This is a genomic window from Streptococcus cristatus (assembly GCF_019685515.1).
Taxonomy (GTDB): domain Bacteria; phylum Bacillota; class Bacilli; order Lactobacillales; family Streptococcaceae; genus Streptococcus.
This window is the reverse complement of sequence record NZ_JABFFN010000001.1, coordinates 216,358-231,034: the sequence shown is the minus strand read 5'-3', so window position 1 is coordinate 231,034 and position 14,677 is coordinate 216,358. Positions and strand designations below refer to the sequence as shown.

The window sequence follows — 14,677 nt, the reverse complement described above, 5'->3', positions numbered from 1 at the left end:
TCTTAAACGAAAAGCAGTGTAATGCGATGATTATACACGGCGACGTTTTGGAGGACGAGCACCATTGTGTGGCACTGGAGTCACATCACGAATTGCTGTTACTTCAAGACCAGCGGCAGCAAGCGCACGAATAGCTGACTCACGACCAGAACCTGGACCTTTTACAGTAACTTCAACTGATTTAAGACCGTGTTCTTGTGCAGATTTAGCAGCAGCTTCAGAAGCCATTTGAGCAGCGAATGGTGTAGATTTACGAGAACCTTTGAAACCAAGAGCACCAGCTGATGACCAAGCAATTGCATTACCATGCACATCAGTAATCATAACAATAGTGTTATTAAATGTAGCGTGAATATGAGCAATACCAGATTCGATATTCTTTTTCACACGACGTTTACGTGTTGGTTTAGCCAAGACTTTTACCTCCTATATTATTTTTTCTTACCAGCAATCGCAACAGCTTTACCTTTACGAGTGCGAGCGTTGTTTTTAGTGTTTTGTCCACGGACAGGAAGTCCACGACGGTGACGAATACCACGGTAAGAACCGATTTCCATCAAACGTTTGATGTTCAAGTTTACTTCACGACGAAGGTCACCTTCAACTTTGATTGCATCCACTTCACGACGGATAGCATCTTCTTGATCTGATGTAAGGTCACGTACACGAACATCTTCTGAGATTCCAGCAGCAGCCAAAATTTTCTTAGATGTTGAAAGTCCGATACCATAAACGTAAGTCAATGAGATTACTACGCGTTTGTCATTTGGAATGTCAACTCCAGCAATACGAGCCATGTTTTCTCCTTTCTATCTTATCCTTGACGTTGTTTGTGTTTTGGATTTGCTGGGCAAATTACCATAACACGACCATTACGACGAATTACTTTACAGTATTCGCAAATTGGTTTGACCGATGGTCTTACTTTCATTTCTTATCCCTCCAAGTTTTTCGATTATTTAAAGCGGTAAGTGATACGTCCACGTGTCAAGTCATATGGACTCATCTCGACAGTAACACGATCTCCCGCTAAAATACGAATATAGTTTTTACGAATTTTACCAGAAACTGTTGCTAAAATCTGATGTCCATTTTCAAGTTCAACCGTAAACATTGCGTTCGGCATTGTATCGACTACTTTGCCTTCAACTTCAATCACATCGTCTTTTGCCACGCAAAAGCACCTCCATAAATTTCGATTCGATGCCTCAAGACACAGAGGCAACAATTATAAGTCAGACTATCTCAGTATAACATTTGTCGCGATTTTTTGCAAGTACGAAAAACGCTTTATTTCAAATTTGTCAATACTTTTTCGATGTCTTTGAACACATCATTGATATCTTGATTTCCTTCGATATCATGAACTAAACCTTTAGCACGATAGTGAGCAATGATTGGTTCACCTTGTGCAATATTCACATCCAAACGACGTTTAACTGTCTCAGGTTTATCATCTTCACGTTGGTAGTAATCCTCTTCTTTGTAGTCAACTGGTGGATTGAAAACTTTGTGGAAAGTTTCACCTGTTTTGCGGTGAATGATACGGCCACTCAAGCGTTCCAAGAGACAGTCTGGATTCACTTCGATGTTAATCACACCTTCCAGTTCAATACCAAGTTCAGCCAATGTTTCATCCAAGGCATGAGCTTGTTCAATCGTACGTGGGTAACCATCTAACAAGAAACCTGTTTCTTTGATATCGTCCTGTGAAAGGCGTTCTTTAACAATACCATTTGTAACTTCGTCTGGGACCAACTCACCTTTGTCAATGTATGACTTTGCGAGTACACCCATTTCAGTTTGATTTGCCATTGCAGCACGGAACATATCGCCTGTTGAGATATGTGCAACATGGAATTTCTCCACAATTTTAGCTGCTTGCGTTCCCTTACCTGCTCCAGGTAAGCCCATAATCAAAAGATTCATGATAGGATCTCCTTATTTTGTTTTTAAATAGAAGCAGAAATCTATTTCAACCCCTATTTAAAAACAAAATAGAAGAGAGGAGATAAAAATCTGACAAAGTCTTCGATTTTTACACTCCACTCTCTGAGCAATAGTCAATTTTATTTCCTATTACAACTATTCTGTTGTATCCAAGAAACCAACATACTTACGTTTCAATAGATACCCTTCCAATTGTTTAATTCCTTCAATACCTGTCGAGATAATGATTAGTAGACTTGTTCCCCCAAAAGCAACAACTTCTGAAAGGCCAAATACATCTTTAGCTACGATAGGTAAGATAGAAATAACACCTAAGAAGAGAGAGCCGACAGTAGCAAGACGACGAAGAAGTTTCGACATATATTCTTCTGTCCCTTTACCAGGACGGACTCCATGAATGTAGGCTCCACTCTTTTGCAAGTTTTCTGCTGCTTTCTCTGGATTGATCTGTACAAATGTATAGAAGAATGTAAAGAGAATGATCAACAAGGCATACATAGCAACACCTGTCGGAGACGTTGTAGATAACATTTCCTGTGCTGTACGTACCCAAGCCCAATCATGACCTGTAGCACTCAAAAATTGAAGAATGGCTGCAGGTGCTGCTGTAATGGAACTTGCAAAGATAACTGGGATAACCCCCGCTGGATTTACCTTCAAAGGAAGGTAGGAGCTTGATGGAGCTCCTTGAGCAACCTTTGTATATTGGATTGGGATTTTATATTCTGCCTGTTGAACATATGTTGTAAAGTAAACAATCAGCAAGACAGCGATAATCAAAATAACAACAAAGATAATAGATGAAGTCAATCGGCTACTTGGGATATTGACAAAGTAGTCAACATAGATACCCTTAATCATCTCAGGAATTGAAGCGACAATACCTGCAAAGATGATCATAGAAACACCGTTACCATATCCTTTATCTGTAATTTGTTCCCCGAGCCAAGTTACAATCATACTACCTGCTGTTAGGATGATCCCAATGGTAACAAAGACTTGTGGAGTTAAATCTGTCGTCAATAATTTCGCTCCAGATAGAGTATTAAACCCTGCTGTAATCCCGATAGATTGAACAAATGCAAGTACAAGTGCAATGTAACGAGTAGCCTGATTTAGTTTTCTCCGTCCTACTTCCCCTTGTTTGCCCCATTCTACAAACTTCGGTAAAATGTCCATTTGTAGCAATTGAACAACGATAGAAGCAGTGATATACGGACTTACTCCGAGTGCAAAAACAGAGAAGTTCTTCATGGCATTCCCTGAAACAAGACTAAGCATGTTTAAGAAAGATAAACCACTGAGAGCTTCTAAACTTTTTGCATTCACCCCTGGAACAGTAATACTTGTCCCAATACGGAAAACAAGAATGATAAAAATTGTAAAGAGAATTTTTGAGCGAACTTGTTTAACCTTGAGAGCTTCTTTTAATAATTTAAAAAACATGGGTCACCTCTCTTAGATGACTTCTACAGAACCACCTTTAGCAGTGATAGCTTCCTCAGCTGATTTAGAGAATTTAGCTGCTTTAACAGTCAATTTCTTAGTCAATTCACCGTTACCAAGAATTTTAACGCCTGATTTTTCAGCTTTCACAATTCCTGATTCGATAAGCACAACTGGAGTCACTTCAGCACCATCTTCAAAGACGTTCAATTGGTCAAGGTTTACAATTGCGTATTCTTTAGCGTTGATGTTAGTGAATCCACGTTTTGGAAGACGACGGAACAATGGAGTTTGTCCACCTTCAAAACCAAGGCGAACTCCGCCACCGCTACGAGCTTTTTGACCTTTTTGACCGCGACCAGATGTTTTACCGTTACCTGATGAAGTACCACGACCAACACGGTTACGTACTTTACGAGAACCTTCTGCAGGTTTCAATTCATGAAGTTTCATTTTTATTTTCTCCTCTTTTGTAAAATGCTAGCGCCGATAAGGTAGAAAAGGTTGTCTCCCTTATCAACTCGCCTATACGATGTCATCATAGATGACTATATCCAGTTTTAGGGGATGGTATACTGCACATCCCCTAAAAATCATTAGTTTACTTCTTCAACTGTTACCAAGTGAGATACTGCAGTGATCATACCACGGATAGCAGCGTTGTCTTCTTTGATAACAGAGCTGTTCAATTTGCCAAGTCCAAGTGCTACAACAGTTTTACGTTGTGATGGAATGCGTCCGATTGGAGACTTAGTCAAAGTAATTTTAATTTGAGCCATTTTATCCCCTTTCTTATGCCAAATCAGAAACTGAAATACCACGAAGGGCAGCAACTTCTTCAGCGCGTTTCAATTGTTTCAAACCTTCAACAGTTGCGCGAACAATGTTGATTGGAGTGTTAGAACCAAGTGATTTAGATGTAATATCTGCCACACCTGCCAATTCCACAACGGCACGAACCGCACCACCAGCGGCAACTCCAGAACCTTCTACAGCAGGTTTCAACAATACTTTAGCTCCACCGAATTCTGAAAGAACTTCGTGTGGGATTGTTGTTCCAACCATAGGAACTTCAATCAAGTTTTTCTTAGCATCTTCTACTGCTTTGCGGATTGCTTCTGGGACTTCTTGAGCCTTACCAGTACCAAATCCTACACGACCGTTGTGGTCACCGACAACAACAAGAGCTGCGAAACGAAGACGACGTCCACCTTTAACAACTTTTGTAACACGGTTGACAGCAACTACGCGTTCTTCTAATTCAACTGCATTGTCTTTAAATGCCATTTTCTAGTGTCCTCCTATTAGAATTTCAATCCGTTTTCACGAGCTGCATCAGCCAAAGCTTTCACACGTCCGTGATATAGATATCCACCGCGGTCGAACACCACTTCTGAAATACCTTTAGCGTTTGCACGTTCTGCAACGAGTTTACCGACAGCAACGGCTTGTTCAGTTTTAGTTCCTTTTGAAACTTCTTTGTCAAGAGTTGAAGCACTTGCGAGCGTTACACCCGCTACGTCATCAATCACTTGAGCGTAGATGCCTGTATTAGAACGGAATACGTTCAAACGTGGGCGATCAGCAGTTCCAGAGAGTTTTCCGCGAACGCGACGGTGGCGTTTTTGACGGAGTTTGTTTTTATCTGGTTTAGAAATCACAGTTTTCACCTCTTTAGTTTTAAATCGCGTGCTATGCACAAAGTAGGAAAATAGGTTGGTGGTTGAAAATCAACCACTCAACATTATTTACCTGTTTTACCTTCTTTAAGACGAACGTACTCTCCAACGTAACGAATACCTTTACCTTTGTAAGGTTCTGGTGAACGAAGGCTACGTACGTAAGCAGCTGTTTGACCAACCACTTCTTTTGAAATTCCGCTAACAACAATTGTTGTTGGGTTTGGAAGTTCAAAAGTAATCCCTTCTGGAGCTTCAACTTCATCTGGATGAGATTTACCAACAGCCAAAACAAGTTTTGATCCTTGAAGTTGTGCACGGTAACCAACCCCACGCATTTCAAGTTCTTTCTTGAATCCTTCTGATACACCAATTACCATGTTATTCAAAAGGGCACGAGTAGTTCCGTGGATAGTTTTCATTTCTTTTGAATCGTTTGGACGGTGAAGAGTTACTTCAGTACCTTCCACGCGAATTTCAATATCTTTTGAGAACTTACGAGTAAGTTCTCCTTTAGGTCCTTTTACAGTTACTACGTTGTCATTGTTAGTGACTTCAACACCAGCAGGCAACACGATAACTTTATTACCAATACGTGACATGTTTATTTTCTCCTGTTAAATTGTCAGGCCTTGACGGCCAGTTTTCACGGGGTTAAATCGATTTCTCGATTTGAAGGAACATTTAGGTTTCAATTTCAAAGTGAATCTAGGCATCGTCTTGCAGGCATAACTTTGGGTTAGGCAAGAGACGATAACGAAGAGTCACAAAGAAATTGGAAGCTAAATATTACCAAACGTAAGCGATAACCTCACCACCAACATTCTTTTGGCGCGCTTCTTTATCAGTAAGCAAACCTTCAGAAGTTGAAAGGATAGCAATTCCAAGTCCGTTAAGTACTTTTGGAAGATCTTCACGTTTTTTGTAGACACGAAGTCCTGGTTTAGAAACACGTTTCAAGTTAGTGATAACTTTTTCACCGTTTGGTCCGTATTTAAGGAATACACGGATGATGCCTTGTTTGTCATCTTCGATGATTTCAACGTTTTTTACAAAACCTTCGCGTTTAAGGATTTCAGCAATCCCTTTTTTGATGTTTGATGCAGGTACTTCAAGTACTTCGTGTTTCGCTTGGTTAGCGTTACGAATACGAGTTAGGAAGTCTGCGATTGGGTCAGTCATAACCATTTTGTTTTTCTCCTCTTACTAGTAGTTTGCAAGTTGCACTTGCTAGTTAATACATGATATAAAGAGCGTAACAGCAAAAGCAATTTGGTCTTTTTTGCCAAAGTTGTAGCTCGTGTTCAAATTGGCAAGCCCAACTGAACCCGGGCTAAACTCTGCGTGAAAAAGATAAACTTTCCTAGAAACTTTAGTTTCTTTGTCAAGTTTCCTATTTTCACTTGGAGTTTGGACGCCCTTGATATCTTAAATTACCAAGATGCTTTTGTTACACCAGGAATTTGTCCTTTGTAAGCTAATTCACGGAAGCAAACACGGCAAAGTTTAAATTTGCGGTAAACTGAATGTGGACGACCACATTTTTCACAACGAGTATAAGCTTGAGTAGAGAACTTCGCTGGACGTTTGTTCTTAGCAATCATTGATTTTTTAGCCATTAGATTTACCTCCTATATTATTTTGCAAAAGGCATTCCAAGGCCTGTAAGCAATGCACGTGACTCTTCGTCAGTGTTAGCAGTTGTTACGATAACGATGTCAAGACCACGAGTTTTGTCAACGTCATCAAAGTTGATTTCTGGGAAGATCAATTGTTCTTTCACACCAAGTGTGTAGTTTCCGCGTCCATCAAATGATTTTGTTGGAACACCGTGGAAGTCACGCACACGTGGAAGTGAAACTGAAACCAATTTATCCAAGAATTCGTACATACGTTCCCCACGAAGGGTAACTTTTGCACCGATCGCTACACCTTCACGAAGACGGAAGCCGGCGATTGATTTTTTAGCTTTAGTGATAAGTGGTTTTTGACCTGAGATAAGCGCCAATTCTTCAGCAGCTTTTTCAAGGCTTTTAGCGTTTGATACAGCTTCACCAACACCCATGTTCAAAACGATCTTATCTACTTTAGGCACAGCCATCACTGATGAGTAGTTGAATTGTTCTGTCAAAGCAGGAACTACTTCATTAAGATATTTTTCTTTTAAACGATTTGCCATTATACTTCTCCTTTCCTTCGTGATTAATCAAGCACTTCGCCTGATTTTTTGTTGTAACGAACTTTTTTACCGTCTACAAATTTGTAACCAACACGACCAGCTACACCATTTTTGTCCAATACTTGAACGTTTGATACGTGGATAGCTGCTTCTTTCTCGATGATACCACCTTGAGGAAGATCGTTAGTTGGACGTTGGTGTTTCTTAACGATGTTAACACCTTCAACGATAACTTTGTTTACTTTTGGAAGGGCAGTAAGGACAACAGCTTCTGTTCCCTTATCTTTACCAGCGATTACGCGAACTTTGTCGCCTTTTTTTACAAACATTAGGTTTCTCCTTAATTTTTCTTACGCCCACAAGGGCACCCTAGCTTGAAGCTAGGGGACTAGTTTGTTTCTAAAAATTAAAGTACTTCTGGAGCAAGTGACACGATCTTCATGAAGCCACCTTCACGCAATTCACGTGCAACTGGGCCAAAGATACGTGTTCCGCGAGGAGTTTTGTCATCACGGATGATAACAGCTGCATTTTCGTCAAACTTGATGTATGAACCATCAGCGCGACGAGCACCTGATTTAGTACGAACGATAACAGCTTTTACAACGTCACCTTTTTTAACCGCACCACCAGGAGTAGCTTGTTTTACAGATGCCACAATGACATCACCGATGTTCGCAAATTTACGTTTAGAACCACCAAGAACTTTGATAGTCAAGATTTCGCGTGCACCGCTGTTGTCTGCGACTTTCAAACGAGTTTCTGTTTGAATCATTTCAGTTTTCTCCTTTCAGGCTTGATTAGATGATAACCGCTTCTTCAACAACTTCTACAAGACGGAAACGTTTTGTAGCTGAAAGCGGGCGAGTTTCCATGATACGTACGATATCGCCTTCTTTGGCAATATTGTTTTCATCATGTGCTTTGTATTTTTTAGAGTAGTTAATACGTTTACCATAGACTGGGTGGTTACGTTTTGTTTCAACTACAACTGTGATTGTCTTGTCCATTTTGTCAGATACAACACGTCCAACAAGAACTTTACGATTATTGCGTTCCATTGAAATTTCTCCTTCCCTAGTCTATTATTTCGCTTCAGATTGAACTGTTTTGATTCGAGCGATTTGTTTTTTAACTTCTTTCAAGCGAGCTGTTTGTTCCAATTGACCAGTAGCAGCTTGGAAACGAAGTTCAAACAATTCTTTTTTCAATTCGTTTTCGCGCTTCGCGAGTTCTTCTTGAGAAAGACCACGAAGTTCTTTAACAAATTCTTTTACTTCATTAAGTTTCATGCCTTCTCCTTATTCTGCTTCACGTTTTACGAATTTAGTTTTAACTGGCAATTTGTGGCTAGCAAGACGAAGCGCTTCACGTGCAATCTCTTCAGATACACCAGCGATTTCGAACATCACTTTACCGCGTTTAACTGGTGCAACCCAACCTTCAGGTGCCCCTTTACCAGATCCCATACGCACACCGATAGCTTTAGCAGTGTATGATTTGTGTGGGAAGATTTTAATCCAAACTTTACCACCACGTTTCATGTAACGAGTCATGGCGATACGAGCAGCTTCGATTTGGCGGTTAGTAATCCAGTGGCTAGTTGTAGCTTGAAGACCGTATTCACCGAATGCTACTTCTTTTCCACCTTTTGCTTCACCGCGCATTTTTCCACGGAATTCACGACGGTGTTTAACACGTTTAGGTACTAACATTGGTTATTTACCTCCTTTAGTGTTTTTACGAGCTGGAAGAACTTCACCACGGTAGATCCATACTTTAACACCAAGTTTACCGTATGTAGTATCTGCTTCTTCCCAAGCGTAATCGATATCTGCACGAAGTGTGTGGAGTGGAACAGTTCCTTCTGAGTATCCTTCAGCACGGGCAATATCTGCACCGTTCAAACGACCTGATACTTGAGTTTTGATTCCTTTAGCTCCAGCACGCATTGCGCGTTGGATTGCTTGTTTTTGTGCACGACGGAAAGCGACACGTTGCTCCAATTGACGAGCAATTCCTTCACCTACAAGGTGAGCATCCAAATCAGGTTGTTTGATTTCGATGATGTTGATGTGTACTTGTTTTCCAGTCAATTTGTTAAGTTTTGCACGGAGTGCATCAACGTTAGCACCACCTTTACCGATAACCATACCTGGTTTAGCAGTGTGAAGTGAAACGTTAACTTTGTTTACTGCGCGCTCAATTTCGATTGTTGAAACTGCTGCGTCAGCAAGTTCTTTTTGAACGAATTTACGGATTGCAAGATCTTCATGAAGGTAATCCGCGTATTCTTTTTCAGCATACCATTTGGCATCCCAATCACGGATGATGCCGACACGCATACCAATTGGATGTACTTTTTGACCCACGATGTTACCTCCTTATTTTTCTGCAACAGCCACAGTGATGTGAGCTGTACGTTTGTTGATTGGTGAAGCTGAACCTTTCGCACGTGGACGGAAACGTTTCATAGTTGGTCCTTCGTTTGCGAATGCTTCAGATACTACCAAGTTAGCTTTGTCCAAACCAAAGTTGTTTTCAGCGTTAGCTACAGCTGAGTTCAAAACTTTCAAGATGATTTCAGCAGCTTTGTTTGGTGTGAATGTCAAGATTGCAATAGCGTCGGCTACGCTTTTACCACGAATATTGTCAAGAACAAGACGTGATTTACGAGGTGAAACACGTACTGTACGAGCCATTGCTTTAGCTGAAGTAATTTCTGCCATTTATGTTCTCCTTATTTTCTACGTGTTTTCTTGTCGTCTGCAGCGTGACCTTTGTAAGTACGAGTCGGTGCGAATTCACCAAGTTTGTGACCTACCATGTCTTCTTGGATGTAAACAGGTACGTGTTTACGTCCGTCATAAACTGCAATAGTGTAACCAATGAAACTTGGGAAGATCGTTGAACGACGTGACCAAGTTTTGATAACTTTTTTCTTTTCGTCGTTAGCTTGAGCTTCAACTTTTTTCATCAAATGCTCATCGACGAAAGGTCCTTTTTTAAGACTGCGTCCCATTTTTATGTTTTCTCCTTTAAATGTTGTACCACAGCGGCTTGCGCTCACATGGAGCGCTACCGAGCTGGCGGATTATCTAGCGCTTATGCGACTAGTTTTAAATTATTTCTCGTTGCGACGACGAACGATAAGTTTGTCGGATTTCGCTTTCTTGTTACGAGTTTTAAGACCAAGAGCAGGTTTGCCCCATGGAGTAGATGGCGCTTTACGACCAACTGGTGCTTTACCTTCACCACCACCGTGTGGGTGATCGTTAGGGTTCATTACAGAACCACGAACTGTTGGGCGGATACCTTTCCAACGGCTACGTCCTGCTTTACCAAGGTTTACAAGCCCATGTTGTTCATTTCCGACAACACCAACTGTTGCACGACAAGTTCCAAGAATCATACGTACTTCGCCAGATTGAAGACGAACAAGAACATATTTACCTTCTTGACCCAATACTTGAGCAGAAGCTCCAGCTGCACGCACCAATTCTCCACCACGACCTGGTTTCAATTCGATGTTATGGATCAAAGTACCAACTGGAATGTTAGCAAGTGGAAGAGCATTTCCGACTTTGATATCTGCTTCTGGGCCTGAAACGATACGTTGACCAACTTCAAGACCTTTTGGAGCGATGATGTATGCTTTCACACCGTCTGTGTAGTGTACAAGAGCGATGTTTGCAGAACGGTTTGGATCGTACTCGATAGTTTTAACAACTGCTTCAACGTTGTCTTTGTTACGTTTGAAGTCAACCAAACGGTAGAAACGTTTGTGCCCACCACCTTGGTGACGAACAGTGATACGACCGTTGTTGTTACGACCAGCCTTGTTCTTCAAAGCAACAAGCAACGATTTTTCAGGAGCGCTTGTTGTGATTTCAGCGAAATCCAAAGAAGTCATATTACGGCGACCGTTTGTTGTTGGTTTATAAACACGAATTCCCACGATATTTCCTCCTTAGATTATTCAGCTTCAGCAGCAAACAACTCGATTGCTTTTGAATCAGCTGTAAGTGTGATGATAGCTTTTTTAGTTTTGTTAGTAAAACCAGTGTAACGTCCAACACGTTTAGCTTTAGGTTTTACGTTGATTGTGTTGACATTTGCAACCTTAACACCTTCAAAAGCAGCTTCAACAGCTTGCTTAATCAAAAGTTTGTGTGCACGAGTGTCAACTTCAAATACATACTTTCCTGCTTCAAGTTGAGCCATTGAGCTTTCAGTAATAACAGGTTTTTTGATAACATCATACAAATTCATTATGCAAGAACCTCCTCGATTTTAGAGATAGCTGCTTGAGTAACAAGAAGTTTGTCACTATTTGCGATGTCAAGAACACTTGCAGTTGTAGCAGTCGCAACTTTCACGTTTGGAAGGTTACGAGCTGAAAGAGCTGCGAATTCGTTTCCTTCTTCAAGAATAACAAGGACTTTAGAATCGATGCTCAAAGCTGCAAGAACTTTTGCAAATTCAGCAGTTTTTGGAGCTGTAAATTCAAGAGAATCAACGGCTACAAATTTGTTTTCAGCAACTTTTTCTGAGTAAACAGATTTAAGCGCAAGGCGACGAACTTTTTGAGGAAGTTTGTACGCATAGCTACGTGGAGTTGGTCCGAAGACAGTTCCACCACCACGCCATTGTGGAGAGCGGATAGAACCTTGACGAGCACGTCCAGTTCCTTTTTGACGCCATGGTTTGCGTCCGCCACCTGAAACAGCTGAGCGATTTTTAACTGCGTGAGTTCCTTGACGAAGGCTAGCACGTTGGCTGATGATCACATCAAACACAACAGATTGGTTTGGTTCAATACCAAAGATTGCATCGTTAAGAACAACTTCGCCAGCTTGTTTACCAGTTTGGTCGAATAATGTTACATTTGCCATTTTGACTGTATTCCCCTTTCCTTATTATTTACCAGCTTTAACTGCTGACTTGATAGTGATAAGAGATTTCTTAGCACCTGGTACGTTACCTTTGATAAGGATAACGTTCTTTTCTGGAACAACTTGTACAACTTCAAGGTTTTGAATTGTCACGCGGTCGCCACCCATACGTCCTGCAAGGTTTTTACCTTTGAACACGCGGTTAGGTGCAACAGGTCCCATAGAACCTGGACGACGGTGGTAACGAGAACCGTGAGCCATTGGTCCACGTGATTGTCCATGGCGTTTGATAACACCTTGGAAACCTTTACCTTTAGAAGTACCAGTTACGTCAACAACGTCTCCAGCTGCGAATGTTTCAACTGTGATTTCAGCACCAACTTCCAAGCCTTCAACGTTTTTGAATTCACGAATGAAGCGCTTAGGAGCCGTGTTAGCTTTCGCTACATGTCCTTTAGCAGGTTTGTTGCTCAATACTTCGCGTTTGTCATCGAAACCAACTTGGATAGCGTTGTATCCGTCTGTTTCAACAGTTTTAACTTGAAGAACAACGTTTGGAGTTGCTTCAATAACTGTTACAGGGATCAATTCGCCAGCTTCAGTGAAGATTTGAGTCATTCCCACTTTTTTCCCTAAGATTCCTTTTGTCATGAGAAAATAGTTCCTTTTCTATATTTTTTATTCAAAAAGTTTTTAACGAGCGTTTTTCATGCTCAAGGTATCAAGCTTTAAATTAAAGTTTGATTTCTACGTTTACACCACTTGGAAGATCCAATTTCATCAACGCATCAACTGTTTTTTGAGTTGGGTTAACGATATCGATCAAACGTTTGTGTGTACGCATTTCAAATTGTTCGCGAGAGTCTTTGTATTTGTGAGTCGCACGAATAATTGTGTAGAGGCTACGTTCAGTCGGAAGTGGGATTGGACCCGCAACTTGTGCACCTGTACGAGTAGCTGATTCTACGATTTTTGCAGCCGCTGTGTCAAGCGTACGGTGTTCGTAAGCTTTCAAACGGATACGGATTTTTTTGTTTGCCATCTTTTTCTCCTTTTCGTCTATTTAAGATAATAGGCTAGCTCCACAAGAAAACCGACGCGCGTTGCGTGGCAATGCAACCGAGCGTGTCGCAACCTCTTGCATCACAGCTAAAGCTGTAATTTACAGCACCATAATAGAATAACACAAAGCCCCTGCGATTGCAAGGGATTTATAAGCTTTTTTTCACTTTTTTAGGATGAAACTGTTTTCTTATTTCATCTTCCTATGATTACTGATTTACGTCTATAAAAATCAATCTTTTCTTCTATATAATATGTGTCATTTTGACTTCAAATTTATCTTCTGATTGATCTACTAAAATGTCCGCTTTAGACTCGTTTTTTCTATAGTATCGCAGATACTGCTCCCGTCTCATCTGATGGCTAGCTAATACAAAAGATGCATCGCGATTTCTCATAGTCGTATCTCGAGCTAGACGCCTCTTTAATTCTGTTTCTTCATCCGTATAGAAACAGATAGTTTTGTCAAAGAGTTCCTTGGGTAGAAACCCCACAGACATCCCTTCAACAATCAGAATTGGTTTGGCTCCAAATAAGATCTCGCTAGCCTTCCAAGGTTCATCGATTGTTAAGACATCTGTACCTGCCTGCAAGGCGAGAATATCTCTCTAAACTTGCCAGTTCATGCGCCACTGGCAGACAAGCTGTCACCTTTTGATCAAGTGCTTGCTTTGGTACTACCAGGTGACGTTCTGAGGTGATATAGGGATCTGTTTCTAGCAAATTTACTGTAGTAGAATCTAGGGCTTGATATAATTCCTGAGCGAAGGTTGATTTACCTGAAGCCCCATGACCGTAAATCCCCAGTGCCCTAACCCTTCCCGTTTCAATCTCTGAAACCAGTTGTTCTATCAGGTCTTTTTTCTTCATTCTCTCTTCACCTGTTCATAGCTTTCTTTTCCGTCATTAAGCTTGTCCCAAATCACCACTTGCCCACTTTTGAGGGATTTTTGCACATCGATAATTCGTTGATTAGAGGAACCTCGAAACTGGAGCATGAGATTACGCTTGCTTTTATCATACCGTCCATCGACAAGGATGTCAATCAGTGATAAGAGTTCCAGTTTATCTGGAGTTTCCAGCATCATTTCTTCCCACGTGTATCCCGTCCAGGACCAGATGTCTTTATCTGGCAATTCCTTTCGAATGCGTTTAACGAGAGGCAAGAGAATTCCTGTATTAAGAAAAGGTTCTCCTCCTAGCAGGGTCAAGCCTTGAACATAGGGCTGGGCAAGGTCTTCCATAATCTGTTCTTCTAACTCTGCTGTATAAGGAATGCCTGCATTGAAAGACCAAGTCGCAACATTATAGCACCCCTCGCAGTGAAACATGCAGCCTGATACATAGAGAGAGTTGCGCACACCTTCTCCATCGACAAAGTTAAAGGCCTTGTAATCAATGATTCGCCCTTTACTAAGCTCCTCGCTTTTCCATTCACCCGGTTTTGGTGTATTCCATGTCATCCT

28 protein-coding genes and 1 pseudogene are annotated in these 14,677 nt (G+C 41.1%); all 29 read right to left on the bottom strand.

Annotated elements, in window-relative coordinates:
- Nucleotides 1-30 precede the first annotated feature (30 nt).
- Nucleotides 31-414 carry a 30S ribosomal protein S11 gene (rpsK, locus tag FOA33_RS01185; RefSeq protein WP_001118385.1) on the bottom strand — a complete coding sequence of 128 codons (384 nt, stop codon included), beginning with the start codon at nt 412-414 and terminating at the stop codon, nt 31-33.
- A 17-nt stretch (nt 415-431) separates the two neighbouring features.
- On the bottom strand, nt 432-797 hold the full coding sequence (gene rpsM, locus FOA33_RS01180; protein WP_000090786.1) for a 30S ribosomal protein S13: 366 nt from the start codon (nt 795-797) through the stop codon (nt 432-434).
- Nucleotides 798-814: 17 nt separating this feature from the next.
- The gene (gene rpmJ, locus FOA33_RS01175) at nt 815-931 is read right to left on the bottom strand and encodes a 50S ribosomal protein L36 (protein WP_001808836.1); all 117 of its coding nucleotides are present in this window, start codon (nt 929-931) and stop codon (nt 815-817) included.
- Between the two features lie 24 nt (nt 932-955).
- On the bottom strand, nt 956-1,174 hold the full coding sequence (gene infA / locus FOA33_RS01170; RefSeq protein ID WP_001029883.1) for a translation initiation factor IF-1: 219 nt from the start codon (nt 1,172-1,174) through the stop codon (nt 956-958).
- A gap of 116 nt (nt 1,175-1,290) precedes the next feature.
- Nucleotides 1,291-1,929: an adenylate kinase gene (locus FOA33_RS01165; protein ID WP_001050426.1), complete on the bottom strand. Its 639-nt coding sequence runs from the start codon at nt 1,927-1,929 to the stop codon at nt 1,291-1,293.
- Between the two features lie 156 nt (nt 1,930-2,085).
- Nucleotides 2,086-3,396, bottom strand: a complete 1,311-nt coding sequence (secY, locus tag FOA33_RS01160; RefSeq protein WP_000465390.1) for a preprotein translocase subunit SecY — start codon at nt 3,394-3,396, stop codon at nt 2,086-2,088.
- Between the two features lie 12 nt (nt 3,397-3,408).
- On the bottom strand, nt 3,409-3,849 hold the full coding sequence (rplO, locus tag FOA33_RS01155) for a 50S ribosomal protein L15 (RefSeq protein WP_000766091.1): 441 nt from the start codon (nt 3,847-3,849) through the stop codon (nt 3,409-3,411).
- A gap of 143 nt (nt 3,850-3,992) precedes the next feature.
- Nucleotides 3,993-4,175: a 50S ribosomal protein L30 gene (rpmD, locus tag FOA33_RS01150; RefSeq protein WP_000057241.1), complete on the bottom strand. Its 183-nt coding sequence runs from the start codon at nt 4,173-4,175 to the stop codon at nt 3,993-3,995.
- Nucleotides 4,176-4,188: 13 nt separating this feature from the next.
- Nucleotides 4,189-4,683: a 30S ribosomal protein S5 gene (gene rpsE, locus FOA33_RS01145; RefSeq protein ID WP_000874204.1), complete on the bottom strand. Its 495-nt coding sequence runs from the start codon at nt 4,681-4,683 to the stop codon at nt 4,189-4,191.
- A 17-nt stretch (nt 4,684-4,700) separates the two neighbouring features.
- A complete protein-coding gene (gene rplR / locus FOA33_RS01140; protein ID WP_000624044.1) occupies nt 4,701-5,057 on the bottom strand; it encodes a 50S ribosomal protein L18 in 357 nt (118 codons plus the stop codon).
- An 83-nt stretch (nt 5,058-5,140) separates the two neighbouring features.
- Nucleotides 5,141-5,677: a 50S ribosomal protein L6 gene (gene rplF, locus FOA33_RS01135; RefSeq protein WP_000086642.1), complete on the bottom strand. Its 537-nt coding sequence runs from the start codon at nt 5,675-5,677 to the stop codon at nt 5,141-5,143.
- A 187-nt stretch (nt 5,678-5,864) separates the two neighbouring features.
- A complete protein-coding gene (rpsH, locus tag FOA33_RS01130) occupies nt 5,865-6,263 on the bottom strand; it encodes a 30S ribosomal protein S8 (protein ID WP_000245504.1) in 399 nt (132 codons plus the stop codon).
- A gap of 245 nt (nt 6,264-6,508) precedes the next feature.
- A complete protein-coding gene (locus FOA33_RS01125) occupies nt 6,509-6,694 on the bottom strand; it encodes a type Z 30S ribosomal protein S14 (protein WP_001085697.1) in 186 nt (61 codons plus the stop codon).
- A 17-nt stretch (nt 6,695-6,711) separates the two neighbouring features.
- Nucleotides 6,712-7,254 carry a 50S ribosomal protein L5 gene (gene rplE / locus FOA33_RS01120; protein ID WP_000013542.1) on the bottom strand — a complete coding sequence of 181 codons (543 nt, stop codon included), beginning with the start codon at nt 7,252-7,254 and terminating at the stop codon, nt 6,712-6,714.
- A 23-nt stretch (nt 7,255-7,277) separates the two neighbouring features.
- The gene (rplX, locus tag FOA33_RS01115) at nt 7,278-7,583 is read right to left on the bottom strand and encodes a 50S ribosomal protein L24 (RefSeq protein WP_000497690.1); all 306 of its coding nucleotides are present in this window, start codon (nt 7,581-7,583) and stop codon (nt 7,278-7,280) included.
- Nucleotides 7,584-7,660: 77 nt separating this feature from the next.
- Nucleotides 7,661-8,029: a 50S ribosomal protein L14 gene (gene rplN / locus FOA33_RS01110; RefSeq protein ID WP_000616547.1), complete on the bottom strand. Its 369-nt coding sequence runs from the start codon at nt 8,027-8,029 to the stop codon at nt 7,661-7,663.
- Between the two features lie 25 nt (nt 8,030-8,054).
- On the bottom strand, nt 8,055-8,315 hold the full coding sequence (gene rpsQ, locus FOA33_RS01105) for a 30S ribosomal protein S17 (protein ID WP_045617785.1): 261 nt from the start codon (nt 8,313-8,315) through the stop codon (nt 8,055-8,057).
- Between the two features lie 24 nt (nt 8,316-8,339).
- On the bottom strand, nt 8,340-8,546 hold the full coding sequence (gene rpmC, locus FOA33_RS01100) for a 50S ribosomal protein L29 (protein ID WP_000772918.1): 207 nt from the start codon (nt 8,544-8,546) through the stop codon (nt 8,340-8,342).
- A gap of 9 nt (nt 8,547-8,555) precedes the next feature.
- Nucleotides 8,556-8,969 carry a 50S ribosomal protein L16 gene (rplP, locus tag FOA33_RS01095; protein ID WP_000960947.1) on the bottom strand — a complete coding sequence of 138 codons (414 nt, stop codon included), beginning with the start codon at nt 8,967-8,969 and terminating at the stop codon, nt 8,556-8,558.
- A 3-nt stretch (nt 8,970-8,972) separates the two neighbouring features.
- Nucleotides 8,973-9,626 (bottom strand): 30S ribosomal protein S3, encoded by a 654-nt coding sequence (gene rpsC / locus FOA33_RS01090; protein ID WP_000529936.1) that lies wholly within the window; start codon nt 9,624-9,626, stop codon nt 8,973-8,975.
- Nucleotides 9,627-9,638: 12 nt separating this feature from the next.
- Entirely contained in the window at nt 9,639-9,983 is a 345-nt protein-coding gene (rplV, locus tag FOA33_RS01085; RefSeq protein ID WP_000818137.1) for a 50S ribosomal protein L22, read from the bottom strand.
- Between the two features lie 11 nt (nt 9,984-9,994).
- On the bottom strand, nt 9,995-10,276 hold the full coding sequence (rpsS, locus tag FOA33_RS01080) for a 30S ribosomal protein S19 (protein ID WP_000533766.1): 282 nt from the start codon (nt 10,274-10,276) through the stop codon (nt 9,995-9,997).
- 102 nt (nt 10,277-10,378) lie between these two features.
- On the bottom strand, nt 10,379-11,212 hold the full coding sequence (rplB, locus tag FOA33_RS01075) for a 50S ribosomal protein L2 (protein WP_000512901.1): 834 nt from the start codon (nt 11,210-11,212) through the stop codon (nt 10,379-10,381).
- A gap of 17 nt (nt 11,213-11,229) precedes the next feature.
- A complete protein-coding gene (locus FOA33_RS01070) occupies nt 11,230-11,526 on the bottom strand; it encodes a 50S ribosomal protein L23 (protein ID WP_001055347.1) in 297 nt (98 codons plus the stop codon).
- Nucleotides 11,526-12,149 carry a 50S ribosomal protein L4 gene (gene rplD / locus FOA33_RS01065; protein WP_000024550.1) on the bottom strand — a complete coding sequence of 208 codons (624 nt, stop codon included), beginning with the start codon at nt 12,147-12,149 and terminating at the stop codon, nt 11,526-11,528. The genes FOA33_RS01070 and rplD overlap by 1 nt, the downstream gene beginning before the upstream one ends.
- A gap of 24 nt (nt 12,150-12,173) precedes the next feature.
- Nucleotides 12,174-12,800: a 50S ribosomal protein L3 gene (gene rplC, locus FOA33_RS01060; protein WP_000160197.1), complete on the bottom strand. Its 627-nt coding sequence runs from the start codon at nt 12,798-12,800 to the stop codon at nt 12,174-12,176.
- Nucleotides 12,801-12,882: 82 nt separating this feature from the next.
- Nucleotides 12,883-13,191 (bottom strand): 30S ribosomal protein S10, encoded by a 309-nt coding sequence (gene rpsJ / locus FOA33_RS01055; protein WP_001284513.1) that lies wholly within the window; start codon nt 13,189-13,191, stop codon nt 12,883-12,885.
- 265 nt (nt 13,192-13,456) lie between these two features.
- Nucleotides 13,457-14,081: pseudogene (locus FOA33_RS01050) on the bottom strand (uridine kinase family protein).
- On the bottom strand, nt 14,078-14,674 hold the full coding sequence (nrdG, locus tag FOA33_RS01045; RefSeq protein WP_000220159.1) for an anaerobic ribonucleoside-triphosphate reductase activating protein: 597 nt from the start codon (nt 14,672-14,674) through the stop codon (nt 14,078-14,080). The pseudogene FOA33_RS01050 and the gene nrdG overlap by 4 nt, the downstream one beginning before the upstream one ends.
- Nucleotides 14,675-14,677 lie beyond the last annotated feature (3 nt).